Genomic DNA, 17,600 nt, shown 5'->3' with positions numbered 1-17,600 from the left:
CCTCTCCCTCTGGGAGAGGGTTAGGGTGAGGGGCTTTTCAGCTTTTGAACTGTTAATTGCGCTCAAGCATCGCCGGCAACTGCGCCACCAGCTTGGCATTGTTCAACGGCGCGCGAATAAACCCGCGCTGCGTGCCGTCCGGGCCGATAACGGCCAGATTGCCGCTGTGATCCACGGTGTAATTCGGCTTGCTGGTATCGGCGGGAATGAACGGAATGCTCACCGCGTTCGCCACCTTCTGCAGCTCCTCGATCGACGTCGGCGTCAGGCCAATGAACTGCGGATCGAAGTAGCCCAGGTACTGCTTCAACTGCTTCGGCGTATCGCGGTTGGGGTCGACGCTGACCAGCACGATCTGCAGTTTATCCACAGCCTCTTTCGGCAATTCACTCTTGATCTGCCGCAGTTGCGCCAGGGTGGTCGGGCAGATGTCCGGGCAAAAGGTATAGCCGAAGAACAACAGACTCCACTTGCCTTTCAACTCGTCGATGGCAACTGGTTTGCCGTCCTGATCGGTCATGGTCACGTCCGGCAGGTTGCGGCTCTGCGGCAGCAGGATGATCCCGGCGTCGATCAGCGCAGTCGGGTCGCCCTGGCCTTTGCCGTTCAGCACTTTATTCACGGTAAGCCCGAGGATCAGCGCGATCACGGCGACGAGGATGAAGACGGTTTTCTGGGTTCGGGTCATAGGTTCAACAGTAAGTAGTGGTCTACGAGCAGGGCGATGAACAACAGGAACAAGTACCAGATAGAGTACTTGAAGGTGTTGATCGCCGCGTGCGGCCGAGTGCCACGGTACAGCACCACGGCCCATTGCAGAAACCTCGCGCCCAACGCCAGCGCACAGACCAGATACAGCACGCCGCTCATGTGAATCACGTACGGCAGCAGACTCACTGCCAGCAGCGCAAAGGTGTAGAGCAGAATGTGCACTTTGGTGTAGTGCTCGCCATGGGTCACCGGCAGCATCGGAATGTCGGCCTTGGCGTATTCCTCCTTGCGATGAATCGCCAGCGCCCAGAAATGCGGGGGGGTCCAGGCGAAGATGATCAGCACCAGCAACAGCGGTTCGGCGCTGACATGGCCGGTGGCGGCGGTCCAGCCCAGCAGCGGCGGCGCGGCACCGGCGAGGCCGCCGATGACGATGTTCTGCGGCGTCGCGCGCTTGAGAAAACCGGTGTAGATCACGGCGTAACCGAGCAGTGAAGCGAGAGTCAGCCAAGCGGTCAGCTGATTGGTGAAGGTCAGCAGCAGCGCCTGGCCGAGCAATGCCAGCACCAAGGCGAAGGTCAGCGCCGCCGCAGGTGAAACCCGGCCTTCGGCCAGCGGCCGTTTGTGCGTGCGCGCCATTACCGCATCAATGCGCCGATCGACCACATGATTGACCGCCGCCGCGCCGCCGGCGCACAAGGCAATGCCCAGATTGCCAAACACCAGCACTGTCCACGGCACGCCGGCGCGGGTAGCGAGGAACATGCCGACCAGCGAGGTGATCAGCATCAGCACCACGACTTTCGGTTTGGTCAGCTCCAGATAATCGCGCCACAGCGCTTGCGCTGCACGCTGGCCGATCAGACTCGCCATGGCGTTTCTCCTTTCAATGCGATGGGCGCGACGACAGGTTTGTGCGCACTCAAGCGCCAGCGCACCAGCCCTGGTTGGCTCACCCGCAACAGGCTGGTGCGCGCGTGATAATTGACCAGCACCAGCGTCAGTAACAGCGCCGCGCCGCCGGCGTTATGCGCGACGGCCACCGGCAGCGGCAGATGAAACAGCACGTTGCTGATGCCAAGGGTGATCTGCGCCGCAAGGGCGATCAGCAGCAATCCGGCCAATCGGGTCATGCCCACCGCTTTCAACTGCCAGGCCAGACCGAGCAGTACGACCGTCACCAGCAAAGCGCCGATGCGGTGAGTCAGGTGAATCGCCGTGCGTGCATCGCTATCGAGTTGCCCGCCGAGATAATTCGGGCCGATGTGCTGGGTCAGGTGGAAACCGTTGGCGAAGTCCGCCGGCGGCAGCCACTGGCCGTGGCAGGTGGGGAAGTCGATGCAGGCCACCGCTGCGTAGTTGGAACTGACCCAGCCGCCCAAAGCGATCTGGCCGATCACCAGCAGCAGCCCCGCCGTCGCCCAATATTGCAGGCGCTTGGGTACGGTCAGCGGCGGCAGCACGCCGGACAACCTCAGCGTCAGCAGGAACAGCAGACTCAACGTGGCAAAGCCGCCGAGCAAATGCCCGGTGACCACTTGCGGCCAGAGCTTGAGCGTCACCGTCCACATACCGAACGCCGCTTGGGCGATGACCACCGCCAGCAGAAACAGCGGCAGTTTCACCGGCTGGCCCGGATGGCGCCGGTTGACCCAGGCGCGCCCGGCCAAAACTGAAATCAGCAAGCCGAGGGTGCCGGCGAAGTAGCGGTGGATCATCTCGTTCCAGCCCTTGTGCGCCTCCACTGGCGCGTCAGGGAAATGCAGTTCGGCATGGGCCAGTTGCGCCTCGCTTTTTGGCACGCTGATAAAGCCGTAGCAGCCTGGCCAGTCCGGGCAGCCGAGGCCGGCGTGGGTCAGGCGGGTGTAGGCGCCGAGCAGCACGACAATCAGTGCCAGCAGGGTGGCAAACAACGCGAGGCGAAATCCAGGTTTGGCCATGACGATGCCCTCATCCGATGTTCGACAGTTTCAGCAGATGCCGCAGGTCGTTAAGCAGATCCTTGCCCTTCACATTCGGCTCGTAACGCAGCACCAGATTGCCGTGCGGGTCGACGATCCACAGCTGCGGCACGGCTTTATCGCCGGTGGTCCTGGCGAACACCCCGGCATCCAGCGGATAGCGCTGCAACTGTGGATATTCGCGGTCGAGTTTGGCGGCGTAATCAGCGCTCAGTGGTTGCGCGGCGGCGAGGGCGTGGCTGGCGCGCCCGGCTTCGCGGCCGAGGCTGATCTGGATCTGCCGCGCCAGATAAACCAGTTGCTGGCAATCGACGGCACAATCCTTTGGCGCCGTGACCAGAATCTGCCAGCGCTGCTCGTCGGCCTGCACGCCGAGGTCGGCGCGGGTCTGGCCGTTGCCGATCAGTTCGCCGTGGTAGCTGCGTCCTTCCGGCACCCAGAACTGCAATTTGTACATGCCGGTGGCGAGGAGCATCGGCCCGACCACACCGAGCACAATCAACAGCAACTGAATGCGCCCGCGCCGGCGGCTGGGGGCAGGTTTGGCCTCAGACATGCTGGGTGGATTCATGGCGCTTCCCATGGCGTTTCTCCTTTGCGTTGTGCCAGCCGAAATAGAGGTAGAGACCGAGCAACGCCGTGGCCATGGCGAACCATTGAACGGCATAGCCGAGGTGTTTTTCCGGGCCCATCGCGACCACCGGCCAATCGGTCTGATAGCTGGTCGGGCCGGGTTCGGCGCGTAATTCGTAGGCGAAGCCGTCGCGCTCCAGGGTTTGCCACAATTTGCCCGGCTCGACGGCGGTAATGGTTTGCGGCCAGACATCGCTGACCGGATCGGCGTGCAACTGGAACGTTGCGCCGGGGGCGACATAGACCCAGGCGTCGAGCGTCAGCGCCTCGGCGGGTGTCGTGAATTGCGGCGGCACGCGCCGATCGGGCCATGGCAGCCAGCCGCGATTGACCAGTAGCCAGAGGCCGCTGCGTTGGTCCTGAAACGGTTGCAGCAATTCGACACCGACCTTGCCGCCACGCTGGCGGTTGTCCAGCAACAGCGTGTGGGCGGGGTCGAACTGGCCGTGCAGGCGCACGCGGCGGTAAGCCGGGTCGGCGCTGCCAAGCAGTTCACCGCTGGCCAGCGGTTCGGCCACGCGACGTTCGGCATAACTGGCCAGCAGCGCGGTTTTCTCCGCGCCCCGGCCCAGTTGCCAGAAGCCCAGCGCAACCATCAGCGGCAGCAACAGCGCCACCACGACAGTGGGAATCACGCCCGGGCGAAAGCGCTTCATGGGCGCGCCATAAAGTCAGTCATCGCGATCGCTATACTCAAGTGCATCGCCTGTCCCCCGGAGTCTTGCCATGTTCAAAGCAGCGATCGTCCTGATGCTGATTGCCACGGTCGTCAGCCTGTTCAGCGGCCTGTTTTTCCTGGTCAAGGACGACAGCAGCTCCAATCGGCTGGTCATCGCCTTGAGTGTTCGGGTGGCTCTGGCCGTGGTCACCGTCGGCCTGATGGCCTGGGGTTTCTACAGCGGCCAGTTGGTGTCCCACGTGCCGTGGTAGCTGCAAGCGTTGAGCTGCAAGCTGCAAGTTAGAAGCCTTACCGCTTTTACTTGAAGCTTGCCGCTTGAAGCTTGCAGCTGCCGTCAAAGCACATAGACGAAGAAGAACAGCCCGATCCAGACCACGTCGACGAAGTGCCAATACCAGCTCGCCGCTTCGAAACCGAACTGGTGCTCGTTGTCGAAGTGGCCCTTCATGATCCGCATCAGCATCACGAACAGGATGATCGTGCCGATGGTCACGTGGGCGCCGTGGAAGCCGGTGAGCATGAAGAACGTCGCACCGTAGATGCCCGAACCGAGGGTCAGCCCCAGCTCTTTATAGGCGTGGATGTACTCCTCGGCCTGGAAACCGAGGAATGCGACGCCCAATAGCACGGTGATCGCCAGCCACAGTTTCAGCGCGCCGCGATGGCCTTTCTTCAGCGCATGGTGGGCGATGGTGATGGTCACGCTGGAGCTGACCAGCAGGATCGTATTGATCAGCGGCAGGCCCCACGGGCTGATGACTTCTTTGGGTGGCGGGAACAGTTTCGGGTCTGGTGTGTGCAGCAACGGCCAGACAAATTCGAAATTCGGCCAGAGCATGTGCGCGATGCCTTTCGGCCCTTCGCCGCCCAGTGCCGGCCCGGATACGTGGCGCACGTAGAACAGCGCGCCGAAGAAGGCGACGAAGAACATCACCTCGGAAAAGATGAACCAGCTCATGCCCCAGCGGAACGAGCGGTCCAGCTGCGGGCTGTACAGCCCCGCGCGACTTTCCTTGATCACCGCACCGAACCAGCCGAACAGCATGTACGCCAACAGCAGGCCGCCGACGAAAAAGATCAGCGGGCCGTGGGAATCCGGGCGCGCGGCCTTGAGATCGTTGAACCAGGTGGCGAGGCCGTACACGGTGACGAACATCCCGAGCGTGGCGATGATCGGCCATTTGCTTTGGGCCGGGACGTAATAATGCTCATGAGTTGCCATTTATTGTTCTCCTTATCGGCCACGCTCAACCGCCAGTGTTAACAGCCACCGGCGGATGTCGGGCGGTGATATCGAACAGCGTGTAGGACAGCGTCAGGTGCTTCACTTCCTTGGGCATGTCGCGGTCAACGATGAAACGCACCGGCATTTCGATCTGTTCACCGGGCTGCAGCACCTGCTGGGTAAAACAAAAGCATTCGGTCTTGTGGAAAAACGCCGCCGCGTTGCTCGGCGCGATGCTCGGCACCGCTTGCGCACTCATCGGTTTGTCGGTGGGATTGCGCGCGATGAACACCATCTCGTTCACCGCGCCGGGATTGGCGGTCAGCTCGTCGTGTTTCGGGTAAAAATCCCACGGCATGTCGGCGGTGTTGGTCGACAAGAACTGCACGCGCACCTGGCGCGAGGTGTCGACCACTTGCTCGCCCGCATACTGGCCACCGGTCTTGCCGTTGATGCCGAAGGCTTTGCACATCACGTCATAGATCGGCACCAGGGCGAAGCCGAAGACGAACATCGCCACCACCACCAGCAGCAGGCGGGTGACGAGTTTCTTCAGCGAGATCGAGTCAGCCATGATTTTCAGCCTCCACATGAACCCCTGTGGGAGCGAGCCTGCTCGCGAAGCAGACGCCGCGGTGCTTTAGACACACCGCGTCAGCGTTCTTCGCGAGCAGGCTCGCTCCCACAAAGAACTCCATGTTCATTTCACTTCCGGCGGCGTGGTGAAGGTGTGATACGGCGCTGGCGACGGCACGCTCCACTCCAGCCCTTCGGCGCCGTCCCACGGTTTCGCCGGGGCCGGTGCGCCGCCTCGAATGGTCTTGATGACGATGAACAGGAAGAAGATCTGCGTAGCGCCGAACATGAATGCGCCGATCGACGAGACCATGTTGAAATCGGCGAACTGCAAGTTGTAGTCCGGAATCCGTCGCGGCATCCCCGCAAGACCGACGAAGTGCATCGGGAAGAAGGTCAGGTTCATGCCGACGAACGACAGCCAGAAATGCAGCTTGCCGAGAGTTTCGTCGTACATGTGCCCGGTCCACTTCGGCAGCCAGTAATAGGCCGAGGCGAAGATGCCGAAGATCGCCCCGGGCACCAGCACGTAGTGAAAGTGCGCGACCACGAAGTAAGTGTCCTGATACTGGAAGTCCGCCGGGGCGATCGCCAGCATCAGCCCGGAGAAACCGCCAATGGAGAACAGGATGACGAACGCCACGGCAAACAGCATCGGCGTCTCGAAGGTCATCGAGCCTTGCCACATGGTGCTGGCCCAGTTGAATACCTTCACCCCGGTTGGCACGGCGATCAGCATGGTCGCGTACATGAAGAACAGCTCGCCCACCAGCGGGATGCCGACCACGAACATGTGGTGCGCCCAGACGATGAACGACAGGAACGCGATGCTCGCCGTGGCGTAGACCATCGAGGTGTAGCCGAACAGTGGCTTGCGCGCGAAGGTCGGGATGATCTGGCTGACCGCGCCGAACGCCGGCAGGATCATGATGTACACCTCGGGGTGGCCGAAGAACCAGAACACATGCTGGAACAGCACCGGGTCACCGCCGCCGGCAGCGCTGAAGAAACTGGTGCCGAAGTGGATGTCCATGAGCATCATCGTCACGCAGCCGGCGAGCACCGGCATCACTGCGATCAGCAGAAACGCGGTGATCAGCCAGGTCCAGACGAACAGCGGCATTTTCATCAGGGTCATGCCGGGCGCGCGCAGGTTGAGGATGGTCGCGACCACGTTGATCGCGCCCATGATCGAACTGATGCCCATCAAGTGGATGGCGAAGATGAAGAACGTCACGCTCTCCGGTGCGTAGGTCGTCGACAGCGGCGCGTAGAAGGTCCAGCCGAAATTCGGCCCGCCACCCGGGGTGAACAGCGTCGAGACCAGCAGCAGAAACGCCGCCGGCAACAGCCAGAAACTGAAGTTGTTCATCCGGGGCAGGGCCATGTCCGGCGCGCCGACCATCAGCGGAATCATCCAGTTGGCGAGACCGACGAATGCCGGCATCACCGCACCGAACACCATGACCAGACCGTGCATGGTGGTCATCTGGTTGAAGAATTCCGGCTGCACGATCTGCAGGCCGGGCTGGAACAGCTCGGCGCGAATGACCATGGCGAACGAGCCGCCGAGCAGGAACATGCAGAAGGCAAACCACAGGTACAGCGTGCCGATGTCCTTGTGGTTGGTGGTCAGCACCCAGCGCATCAGGCCTTTGGCGGGGCCGTGGGCGTGGTCGGCGTGACCGTGGTCATCGATGACAGCGCTCATGGCCGGTCTCCTTCACGAAAGTGGACGGGGCAGGCCAAGGCGCGCTGCCCCGACCGGTTCACTGAATACGCAATTGACCGGCTCATTTGCTTTCCGCCTGTTTCAGCTCCAGCACTTCTTTTGGCGTGACCATGTCGCCCTTGTTGTTGCCCCAGGCGTTACGTTCGTAAGTCACGACCGCTGCGATATCGACTTCCGACAGCTGTTTGCCGAACGCCGCCATGGCGGTGCCGGGTTTGCCGTGGAAGACAATGCCCAGGTGATCCTTGATCGGCCCGGTGGCGATTTTCGAGCCCTTGAGTGCCGGGAACATCGGCGGCAGGCCCTGGCCTTCGGCCTGGTGACAGGCCACGCAAGTGGTGTGGTAAACCTTGTCGCCGCGCTCCTTGAGCTCGTCGAGGGTCCATTCCTTGCTGGTCAGTTCTTTGAGCTGCGCGGCCTCGGCCTTGCGCTCGGCGAGCCATTTTTCGTAGTCGGCCTGCTCCTTGACCTCGACCACGATCGGCATGAAGCCATGGTCCTTGCCGCACAATTCGGCGCACTGGCCACGGTAGAGGCCGGGTTTGTCGATGCGCGTCCAGGCCTCATTGACGAACCCGGGAATCGCATCGCGCTTGACCGCAAATGCCGGCACCCACCATGAGTGAATGACGTCAGCCGAGGTCACCAGAAAGCGCACCTTGGCGCCGATCGGCAGCACCAGCGGCTTGTCGACTTCGAGCAGGTAGTGCTCGCCCTTGGCTTCCTTGTTGTGGATCTGCTCGGCGGGGGTGGCCAGGTTGCTGAAGAACTCGACGTCCTGGCCCAGGTATTTGTAATGCCACTTCCACTGATAACCGGTGATCTGGATATCGATGTCCGGCTCGCTGGTGTCGTACATCTTGATCAGCGTCGCGGTGGCGGGGACGGCCATGGCCACCAGGATCAGCAGCGGCACGATGGTCCACATGATTTCGACGCCGGTGCTTTCGTGGAATTTGGCCGCGACCTGGCCGGTGGAGCGGCGGTGCACCATCATCGACCAGAACATGGCGCCGAAGACGATGATCCCGATCACCACACAGATCCAGAAAATGGTCATGTGCAGGTCGAATACTGCGTGACTGATTTCAGTCGCTCCAGGCGCCATATTCACAGTCCATGCCGCGTTGGCCGGGCTGAAAATCGACCACAACAGGAGGCCCATCCAGACATGTGGATGTCGCATCATTGCGGGTTCCCCTTATCGTTCTTGTTATCCCGCCGGCGTATCGCCTGCGGCAAGGGAGCGGCTGCATCAGACTACGAACTTGAATCGCCGGGCCTTGCTGCAGGTGCAGTCGGGCGTCATCAGCTAACTCCATTCATTGGCGAGTATAGACAGCGCCCGGGAATTGCAACCCGGGCACGTAAATGAGCTGAAACACCCGGGGCTTGCGTTCAAGTGCCCGAATGGAGAAGGATGCAGACGAGTGGTGGCGAATGGATATAACGCAGCTGCATCAAGGATGAAATAATTATGACAAATGCGTCTTAGCGTTTTTCGTAAGCCAGCTAAGTTATGTCTTCCCTATTTCATTGCCTTGTTTCCTGGAGTTTTCATGAACACCGCCGCATTGCGCGAGCAGATCCAAAAAGCCCAACAGCACGAAAAAGACACCGGCCTGCTGACCCGTCAGCTGGAAAGCAAGCTGCCTCACCTGCACCCGGCGATCCAGTTGCCGGAAGCCGACGCCCAGGGCGTGCTGACGCGTTTTGTCGCCGCCTACATCGATGAAGTACCGGACCTGCTGGATGCAGCCAATGAAGTCGCCAGGGAAGCGGGAATCGAATCGCAGATCAAACCGGTGCTGAAAATCGCCGAGCAGTATTTCCTCCAGCCGCCGGCGATCATGGCCGGACATGTCGGCCTGGACAGCCTGCTCGACGAAGCCTATCTGGCACACCGCTTTGTCGAAGAGGTCAACGACCTGTACATCAAGCATTTCGGCCAGCCATTGATCCCCTTGGACATGACGGTCGCCAACCTGATTGCTCATCAATTGATCGGTGAGGAATTTGCCAACCAACTGGATGAAGCGGTGCATCACGCGATCGACGAGATGCTCAACGAAGAGAGTTTTGCTTTGGAGTCGGTCGAAGCCTATCGCGAAAAACTCAGCAGCCCGGACACTGGCGCGGCGTGGAAACGGTGGCCGTGCATGAGCCGCCGGTTGGGTGTGGGTCTGGAACTCGACCAGCCTGCTGCATAACCCTCAAACACCTCATTCCAATGTGGGAGCGAGCTTGCTCGCGAATGCAATGTGTCATTCAACATCACGGTTGACTGGTCCACCGCTTTCGCGAGCAAGCTCGCTCCCACAGGGTTTGTGCTCAGGCAGGAAGATCTAGCCAGCCGCACCAATCCCGGTATTGGTCCGAACCCGCCCCTCAAGCCGTCGCTTCAACCCACGCGATTCGATCAACAGCTTCGACCCCTTCGCCGCATTCGCCCGGCCCCATTCCTCAAGCAACTCGAGACACGAATGGTCGATGTAGCTCAGGTTGTTCAGCGGTACATGCACCGTCGTGCCGTGGGGAATGCTGCCCAGCACTTGAGTCAGCGCTGGTACTTTGAGGAACGTCGCCGCGCCGACCAGACGCAATTCCATTTCGCCGTCCTGCGGCAGGTCGATCAGGCTGATTTTCAGGCGCGAAGCCTTGAATGCCAGTTTCAACATGGTCAGGCCGAAACCGATCAGCACACCGGTGAGCAGGTCAGTAAAAATGATCGCCAGCGCCGTCGCGGCGTAGGTGAACATCGGCATCCGCCCGTACCGACCCAGACCACGGAAAGCTTTCAGGTCGACCAGTTTGAAACCGGTGTACACCAGCACCCCCGCCAGGCTCGCCACCGGAATGCTTTGCAGCACGCTCGACAGCAACAGCACGAACGCGAGCAGCCACAGGCCATGGAAGATCGTCGAGTAGCGTGTGGTCGCACCGGCCTGAACGTTGGCCGAACTGCGCACGATCACCCCGGTCATCGGCAGCGCGCCGACCAGACCGCAGAGCATGTTGCCGACACCTTGCGCCGACAGTTCACGGTCGAAGTCCGAACGCACGCCGCTGTGCATGCGATCCACCGCCGCAGCGGACAGCAGGGTTTCGGCACTGGCGATAAACGCCACGGCGAACGCGGCAATCAGCAGCGTCGGGTCGGCCAGGCTCATCAGGTCGGCCGGCTTGAGCCAATCGATCGCCTCGGCCAGATTCGCCGGTACCTCGACGCGCTTGACCTGCAACGCCAGCATCAGGCTCGCCACCGTCGCCAGACCCACACCGAGCAATGCGCCGGGAATGAAGCGCAGCGAATGCGGACGGAATTTTTCCCACAGCCACATCACCGCAATCGTCGACAAGCCGAGCAGACCCGCTTGCCAGCCGAACGATGGCAAGGCTTGCGCCACGGCCCCCGGGAACGCCGTGAGGTTGTCCAGACCTGACGGTTGCGGCTTGGCATCGAGCATCACGTGGATTTGTGAGAGCACAATCAACACGCCAATGCCCGCGAGCATTCCGTACACAACCGCTGGCGCCGTCACCCGGAACCAGCAGCCGAGCTTCAGGCGCCCGGCGACCAGTTGCAGAAAACCGGCGAGCAGCAGGATCGGCCCGAGCATCTCGACGCCATGCTGGCGGACCAGTTCGAAAACCAGCACCGCCAGACCCGCCGCCGGACCGCTGACCTGCAACGGCGAGCCCGCCAGCCAACCGACCACCAGACCGCCGATGATGCCGGTGATCAGACCCTTGGCCGGCGGCAGCCCTGAGGCAATCGCGATGCCCATGCACAGCGGCAGGGCGACCAGAAACACAACCACGGAGGCGAGCAGCTCCCGTGGCAACACAGCTTTCAATTGAGCCGCACGCATGGCGATTCTCCCGAAGTTTTCTTCAGGCGTGGCGAGGCCGGACCGCTGAATCAGCGGCCGGCGTCATACCACACAGATTGTTGGGAAGATTTAGAAGCGCGCTTTGGGCGTCGCCACAGGAATCGGATGGCTGCCGTCGAGAGGCAGGAAACGACCCTGGTCCGCGTCGTAAGCTTTGATTTCGCTGGTTTCGATGTTGTAGACCCAGCCATGGATGAACAGATGACCGTTCGCCATGCGCGAGGCTACCGAAGGATGGGTACGCAAGTGCTGCAGTTGGGCGATGACGTTTTCCTCGGTGAGGATCGGCATGCTGTCTTTTTCGTCGGTGCAGTTGCAGTTGTCGTGCACCATGGTTTTCGCGACTTCAGCATGGCGCAGCCAGGCTTTGACCGTCGGCATTTTTTCCAGGCTGTCGGGGTTGAGTACCGCGCGCATGGCGCCGCAATCGGAGTGGCCGCAAATGATGATGTGTTGCACGCCCAGCGCCAGTACCGCGTATTCGATCGCGGTGGAGACGCCGCCGTTCATCTGACCGTAGGGCGGCACTACGTTGCCGACGTTACGGGTAACGAACAGATCGCCCGGTGAGCTCTGGGTGATCAGCTCGGGAACGATGCGCGAGTCGGCGCAGGTGATGAACATCGCCTTGGGCGCCTGAGCGGTGGCGAGCTTCTTGAACAGTTCTTCCTGCTGCGGAAAAACGTCATGGTGAAAGCGTAAAAAGCCATCAACGATCTGTCGCAGTGCTGCATCGGCGGATTGTGCTTCAGGGCTTTGCGCCGAGGCAGCCAACGACTGTTTATCCTTGTCACTCATGATTCATCCTCTTGTGCGGATTCAGGGAGTCTTCCCCGGTATTCCGGTATGAAGCCAGTGGCTGTTTAAACCATCCGGGTCATCCCGACCCGTCAGTCACTCGATGAACAAGGTAGCCGCCGAAACTTAACTGAAACTGAATCAAACGCTCTAGAACGTGTGTTCCAGGTCACAAAAAACGTGACCGGCGTGTTTCGGCGGAAGGATTCCAACCCGTCAACCCAAAGCCAATTGTCGCTAAATCAACGACATCTGGCGACCCGGCGGACAGAAGGCCGCGCAGTCGAGGTTATAGCCCTCGCGTTTGTTCAGGCCAAGCTTTTTGATGGCCTTGGCAAATCTTTGTGCGAGCAGGTCGGCAAACGGTCCTTCGCCGCGCATCCGCGCACCGAAACGGCTGTCGTAGAGTTCGCCGCCGCGACTCTGGCGGATCAGGCTCAGCACATGGGCGGCACGTTGCGGATAGTGCGCCTGCAACCACTCCTCGAACAGCGGCGCGACTTCCAGCGGCAGGCGCAGCATCATGTAGGCAGCGCTTTGCGCACCGGCAGCGTGGGCCTCGGTCAGCAGGCTTTCGATTTCACTGTCATTGATCATCGGAATCATTGGCGAACACAGCACGCCGACCGGAATCCCTGCTTCACGCATCACCCGGATCGCACGCAGGCGTGCCTTGGGCGCAGCGGCGCGGGGTTCGAGGATGCGTTTGAGTTCATCATCCAGCGTGGTCAGGCTGATCATCACCGCCACCAGCCGTTGCTGCGCCAGCTCCGTGAGCAAATCGAGATCGCGCAGAATCAGCGAACCTTTGGTGACGATGGTCACCGGGTGGCGATAGCGCAGCAGCACTTCCAGGGTCTGACGGGTGATCTTGTGTTCGCGCTCGATGGGCTGATACGGGTCGGTATTGGAGCCGAGATTGATCGGCGCACATTGATAGCCGGGTTTGCTCAGCTGTTCCTCGAGGACCTGGGCGGCATTGGTCTTGGCAATCAGCCGGGTTTCGAAATCCAGGCCCGGCGACATGTCCCAATAGGCGTGGCTGGGCCGTGCGTAGCAATAGATACAGCCGTGTTCGCACCCGCGATAGGGATTTATCGAACGGTCGAAGGGCAGATCCGGCGAGGTGTTGCGGCTGACGATCGATTTGGCCTTCTCGATGATCACTTCGGTGTTTTGCGTCTCTGGCACTTCCTGATACCAGCCATCGTCCTCGGCCACCGAACGATTCGGCGCAAAGCGGTTGTGCGGGTTGGTTGCGGTGCCGCGACCGCGAGGTGGCAATGGAGTAGACATGAAAACGCCCCTGATACTGTATATGCGCACAGTATCGGGGCGATCCTCATCTGGCTAGTGCCGTCGGGCGAGTGGTCAGTTGTGTTGCGTCACTTGGCCCAGATCGTCGCCAGAGGTCTGCTTCATATCCTCCGTGCGCAACTCGGCAACATCGGCAGCCTTCACCGGTGCGCCCTTGTTGCCCCAGCTGCCACGAATGAAGCTCACCACATCCGCGACTTCCTGATCCGACAGGCGCCAGGCGAAACCGGGCATGGTGAAGGTCGATGGCGCGGTGTGTGTTGCCGGCAATGTCCCGCCCTTGAGCACGATGTGGATGAGCGAGGTCGGATCGTCGGTTTGCAGCACCGGATTGCCCGCCAGCGCCGGGAACACCCGGGTGTAGCCATGGCCATCGGTGCGGTGGCAGGCCGCGCAGTTGTCGATGTACACCGACGCGCCGCGTTGGCTGTCGTCACCGTTCCACAGCGCTTTGGCTACTTTCTCGTCGTACTGATGCGGCTGATCCGCCGGGTCATTGGCCGGCAGTGATTTGAGATAGCGGGCAATCGCGGTGAGGTCGGCGTCGCTCATGTACTGCATGCTGTGGGTGACCACATCGCTCATGCCGCCGAACACTGCGCTGCGATCACTGCGCCCGGTCTTGAGGAACTGCACCAGTTGTTCTTCGCTCCAGCTGCCGAGGCCATCCTTGTGATCGCCGCGCAGGCTCTTGGCGATCCAGCCTTCCAGCGGTGCACTGCCGGCGAGGAATTCGCTGCCGTCCGCCGCGCTCAGGGAGTTTTCCTGCATGGTCAGCGCGCGCGGGGTGTGACAGGCGCCGCAGTGGCCGAGGCCTTCGACCAGATATGCCCCGCGATCGATCACCGGATCGGCCGACGTGGCCTGGTAATCCTCGACCTTCGGTGCGAACAGCCAGCGCCAGCCCATCAGCGGCCAGCGCATGCTCAACGGCCACGGAATGTCGCTGGCCTTGTTCTCCTGCGCCACCGGTTCGACGCCGTGCATGAAATACGCATACAGCGCTTGCATGTCGGCCTGGTTGACCCGCGCGTAGGACGGATAAGGCATCGCCGGATACAACGTGCTGCCGTTTTTGGCCACGCCGTGGCGCACGGCCTGATCGAAGTCCTCGAAGCTGTAATCACCGAGGCCGGTTTTATCCGGGGTGATGTTGGTCGAGTAGATCGTGCCGATCGGCGTCTCCATCGGCAGGCCGCCGGCGAACGGCTTGCCGCCCTTGGCCGTGTGGCAGGCCACGCAGTCGCCGGCGCGGGCAAGGTATTCGCCTTTTTTGATCAAGGCTTGATCAACTTCAGCCGCATGGATAGGGGCGCTGCCAAGCAGCGCCAGGGTGGCGATAACGAAAGTTTTCATGGTCATCGCTCCTTAAGCCTGCACCAGCGGGCCGGGGTTTTTCAGGTATTGCTCACGGATAGCTTTTGCCGACCAGTAGGTCAGCGCCGCCACCAGCCCGGTCGGGTTGTAGCCCAGGCCCTGCGGGAACGCAGAGGCGCCCGGGACGAACACGTTGTGCACGTCCCAGCTCTGCAAATAGCGGTTCAGCGCGCTGGTCTTCGGATCGGTGCCCATGATTGCGCCACCGTTGAGGTGGGTGGTCTGGTACGAGGCGGTGTTGAAGTGGTCGCCGACCTGCTTGCCGATCACCGCAATCGCTTTCGGGCCCATGGCTTGGGCGATCTTGCCCATTTTCTCGACCATGAAGCGGTTCATCTTGATGTCGTTTTCCTGCCAGTCGAAAGTCATGCGCAGCAGCGGCAGGCCGTAGGCATCGCGGTACACCGGATCGAGATCGAGGTAGTTGCCACGGTAGGACTGATGCGCGCCGTGGGCGTCCATCGACACCTGGTGGGTGTAGTAATCGGCGGTGGCGCGTTTCCACGCACTGCCCCAGGCCGGCGTGCCCGGCGGGTTCGAGGTGCCGGCAATCGGGCGGCTGCCAGCCTGGTTGACCCACATCGGCGAACCGCCGACGAAGCCGTGCGGGCCGTGGTCGAAGTTGTCGGCGTTGAAATCGTCCACCGCCACGCCGTTACCGCCGGCGCCGATGAAGTTGTTGGTGTGGGTGTCTTTGTCGAAAAAGGCTTTGATGGTGGCCATGTTCTGGTAGGCGAAGTTACGCCCGACCACGCCTTCGCCGCTGATCGGATCGTAGGGTTTGCCGATCCCGGAGAGCAGCATCAGACGCACGTTGTGCAACTGGAACGCGCCGAGGATCACCAGATCCGCCGGCTGCTCGATCTCGCGGCCCTGGCCGTCGATGTAGGTGACGCCGGTGGCTTTGGACTTGCTGCTGTCGAGGTTGACCCGCAGCACATGGGAGTTGGGCCGCAGTTCGAAATTCGCCAGGGGCTTGAGCGCCGGCAGAATGTTCACGTTCGGCGAGGCCTTGGAATACATGTAGCAGACGTAGCCGCTGCAGAAACCGCAGAAATTGCACGGACCCATCTGTGCGCCGTAGGGATTGGTGTACGGCCCAGAGGTATTCGCCGAAGGCAGGTTGTAGGGTTTGTAACCGACTTCTGTAGCCGCTTTGCCGAACAGCTGTGCGGATACGGTGTTCTTCTGCGCTTCAAGCGGGAACGGGTTGGAGCGATCCGGCGCGTATGGGTTGCCGCCCTTGCCCTGGCCGACCAATTGGCCTTTCACGGTCCAGGCCTGGCCGGAGGTGCCGAAGACTTTTTCCGCGAAGTCGAAAAACGGTTCCAGCTCTTCATAGCTGACGCCGAAATCCTGAATGGTCATGTCTTTGGGGATGAAGCTTTTGCCGTAGCGTTCTTCGTAGTGGCTGCGCATGCGCAACTCGATCGGGTCGACACGAAAGTGCACGCCCGACCAGTGCAGCCCGGCGCCACCGACGCCATTACCCGGCAGGAACGCGCCCAACTGGCGGTTGGGCAGGGCGATGTCGTTGACGCTGTGGCGAATGGTCACCGTCTCTTTGGAGATGTCCTGAAAGAGTTTCTTGCGCACGCTGTAGGTGAGTTCGTCGATCACCTGCGGATAGTTGCCGTCGGGGTAAGTGTCCTGCATCGGCCCGCGCTCCAGCGCCAGCACGTTGAGGCCCGCCTCGGTGAGCTCCTTGGCCATGATCGCGCCAGTCCAGCCGAAACCGACGATGACTGCATCAACCTTCTTCATTACCGTTGCCATGCTTACGCCCTCTCGCCGCGAATCGATACTGCCGGGAAGGGGTATTGCTCGTTGCGTTCCACCCAATCCATGAAATCGGCGCGGGCGCCGGGAAAACCGATCATGGTCCAGCCGACCATGCCTTTATTGCCACCGTGGATCGGGTCGCAGAAGAAACCTTCCTTGGTGTTTTGCAGCAGCAAATTGAAGAAGATCTTCGCCGGCACCGCATCGAACTGCGGCTTGCCGGCTTCGAGTTGCTTGAGCAAATCGTCTCGGGTAGCGCTGTCTTGCTCGGCAAATGTTTTACCGCTGAGACCTTTTACCCACTGATCCGTGGCGGCGATGCCGAGGCGATAGATGTCTTTGGGCACCAGTTTGCTCTGCCAGCCCATCTCCGGCGCAGCGTCGGCATTGAATGGGCCTTGCATGTACCAAAGGGCACCGGCGGCGTACGGGGTGTTCATCTGCCGGTCGATGTATTCCGGCACGCCGGCTTCAAGCGCGCCCGGGCCTTGCGCGTCGTTGGGGATCAACTGGGCGACGGCGGCGTTGATGAACGCCCACTCTTCAGCGGTGAAAAAGTTCGGCTGATAATCACCGGCGTCAGCAGCGGCCGGTTTTGCTGCGGCAGGCGCCGGTGTGCTTTCAGGTGCGGCTTGCAGCACGCTGCTGCCCAGGCCGGTACCGGCAAGCGTGACCACCGGAATCAGGGTCAGGGATTTGCGCAAGAACTCACGCCGCGGGTTGTCTCGATCTTGATCAGACATGGGGGGCACCTCATCAGGCATAGAAGTCAGCCGCTTCTGCGAGCAGCTCGAGGAATTTTGCGTCGCGACGATCAGGGTCCGGTCGGGTAAAAGTCGTTCCCTCTGCAACATCATGTGACAAATGGTAGCAGGCTAAGCATCAAGAAAAACCGTTTTCCTGGAAAAAAGCCCGG

At 61.2% G+C, this 17,600-nt stretch carries 17 protein-coding genes; 2 read left to right on the top strand and 15 right to left on the bottom strand.

What is annotated here, in order from left to right:
• Positions 1-52: 52 nt before the first annotated feature.
• From KVG85_RS19900 to KVG85_RS19880, 5 genes are read right to left on the bottom strand one after another with little or no spacing between them, the layout of a single operon-like run.
• A complete protein-coding gene (locus KVG85_RS19900) occupies positions 53-688 on the bottom strand; it encodes an SCO family protein (RefSeq protein ID WP_016772335.1) in 636 nt (211 codons plus the stop codon).
• On the bottom strand, positions 685-1,584 hold the full coding sequence (gene cyoE, locus KVG85_RS19895) for a heme o synthase (RefSeq protein WP_217864746.1): 900 nt from the start codon (positions 1,582-1,584) through the stop codon (positions 685-687). The genes KVG85_RS19900 and cyoE overlap by 4 nt, the downstream gene beginning before the upstream one ends.
• Positions 1,572-2,651 (bottom strand): COX15/CtaA family protein, encoded by a 1,080-nt coding sequence (locus KVG85_RS19890; RefSeq protein ID WP_217864745.1) that lies wholly within the window; start codon positions 2,649-2,651, stop codon positions 1,572-1,574. The genes cyoE and KVG85_RS19890 overlap by 13 nt, the downstream gene beginning before the upstream one ends.
• Positions 2,652-2,661: 10 nt before the next feature.
• Entirely contained in the window at positions 2,662-3,255 is a 594-nt protein-coding gene (locus KVG85_RS19885; protein ID WP_150637313.1) for a PA_0111/PP_0108 family redox-active disulfide protein, read from the bottom strand.
• Positions 3,221-3,961, bottom strand: coding sequence for an SURF1 family protein (locus tag KVG85_RS19880; protein WP_217864744.1), 741 nt, complete (start codon positions 3,959-3,961; stop codon positions 3,221-3,223). Before KVG85_RS19880 ends, KVG85_RS19885 begins: the two co-directional genes overlap by 35 nt.
• 70 nt (positions 3,962-4,031) lie before the next feature.
• Here KVG85_RS19880 and KVG85_RS19875 point away from each other — a divergent pair, with 70 nt between their 5' ends.
• A complete protein-coding gene (locus tag KVG85_RS19875) occupies positions 4,032-4,235 on the top strand; it encodes a twin transmembrane helix small protein (RefSeq protein ID WP_024015001.1) in 204 nt (67 codons plus the stop codon).
• Between the two features lie 83 nt (positions 4,236-4,318).
• Here KVG85_RS19875 and KVG85_RS19870 read toward each other — a convergent pair whose 3' ends face one another.
• The 4 genes from KVG85_RS19870 to coxB form a co-directional block, all read right to left on the bottom strand.
• Positions 4,319-5,206 (bottom strand): cytochrome c oxidase subunit 3, encoded by an 888-nt coding sequence (locus tag KVG85_RS19870; RefSeq protein ID WP_217864743.1) that lies wholly within the window; start codon positions 5,204-5,206, stop codon positions 4,319-4,321.
• Positions 5,207-5,231: 25 nt separating this feature from the next.
• Positions 5,232-5,783 (bottom strand): cytochrome c oxidase assembly protein, encoded by a 552-nt coding sequence (locus KVG85_RS19865; RefSeq protein ID WP_016772328.1) that lies wholly within the window; start codon positions 5,781-5,783, stop codon positions 5,232-5,234.
• A gap of 126 nt (positions 5,784-5,909) precedes the next feature.
• Positions 5,910-7,496 (bottom strand): cytochrome c oxidase subunit I, encoded by a 1,587-nt coding sequence (ctaD, locus tag KVG85_RS19860; protein WP_016772327.1) that lies wholly within the window; start codon positions 7,494-7,496, stop codon positions 5,910-5,912.
• Positions 7,497-7,578: 82 nt separating this feature from the next.
• Positions 7,579-8,706, bottom strand: a complete 1,128-nt coding sequence (gene coxB, locus KVG85_RS19855; protein WP_076564850.1) for a cytochrome c oxidase subunit II — start codon at positions 8,704-8,706, stop codon at positions 7,579-7,581.
• 370 nt (positions 8,707-9,076) lie between these two features.
• Between coxB and KVG85_RS19850 the strand changes: the two genes are divergently transcribed.
• Entirely contained in the window at positions 9,077-9,727 is a 651-nt protein-coding gene (locus tag KVG85_RS19850) for a hypothetical protein (RefSeq protein WP_024015006.1), read from the top strand.
• Between the two features lie 135 nt (positions 9,728-9,862).
• Here the strand turns inward: KVG85_RS19850 and KVG85_RS19845 are convergent, their stop codons facing one another.
• The 6 genes from KVG85_RS19845 to KVG85_RS19820 all read right to left on the bottom strand — a co-directional run bounded on the left by KVG85_RS19845 (position 9,863) and on the right by KVG85_RS19820 (position 17,427).
• Entirely contained in the window at positions 9,863-11,389 is a 1,527-nt protein-coding gene (locus KVG85_RS19845) for a SulP family inorganic anion transporter (RefSeq protein WP_217864742.1), read from the bottom strand.
• A 90-nt stretch (positions 11,390-11,479) separates the two neighbouring features.
• Positions 11,480-12,208, bottom strand: coding sequence for a carbonic anhydrase (locus KVG85_RS19840; protein WP_016772323.1), 729 nt, complete (start codon positions 12,206-12,208; stop codon positions 11,480-11,482).
• Positions 12,209-12,445: 237 nt separating this feature from the next.
• The gene (locus tag KVG85_RS19835; protein ID WP_217864741.1) at positions 12,446-13,504 is read right to left on the bottom strand and encodes a PA0069 family radical SAM protein; all 1,059 of its coding nucleotides are present in this window, start codon (positions 13,502-13,504) and stop codon (positions 12,446-12,448) included.
• A 75-nt stretch (positions 13,505-13,579) separates the two neighbouring features.
• Positions 13,580-14,881, bottom strand: coding sequence for a c-type cytochrome (locus KVG85_RS19830; RefSeq protein WP_217864740.1), 1,302 nt, complete (start codon positions 14,879-14,881; stop codon positions 13,580-13,582).
• Positions 14,882-14,893: 12 nt separating this feature from the next.
• Entirely contained in the window at positions 14,894-16,678 is a 1,785-nt protein-coding gene (locus KVG85_RS19825) for a GMC family oxidoreductase (RefSeq protein ID WP_217864739.1), read from the bottom strand.
• 2 nt (positions 16,679-16,680) lie between these two features.
• The gene (locus KVG85_RS19820) at positions 16,681-17,427 is read right to left on the bottom strand and encodes a gluconate 2-dehydrogenase subunit 3 family protein (RefSeq protein WP_217864738.1); all 747 of its coding nucleotides are present in this window, start codon (positions 17,425-17,427) and stop codon (positions 16,681-16,683) included.
• Positions 17,428-17,600 lie beyond the last annotated feature (173 nt).

The organism is Pseudomonas triticicola, assembly GCF_019145375.1.
In the GTDB taxonomy this organism is placed as follows: Bacteria; Pseudomonadota; Gammaproteobacteria; order Pseudomonadales; family Pseudomonadaceae; genus Aquipseudomonas; species Aquipseudomonas triticicola.
The sequence above is the reverse complement of the archived record's forward strand: the minus strand, read 5'-3'. Positions and strand labels throughout refer to the sequence as shown.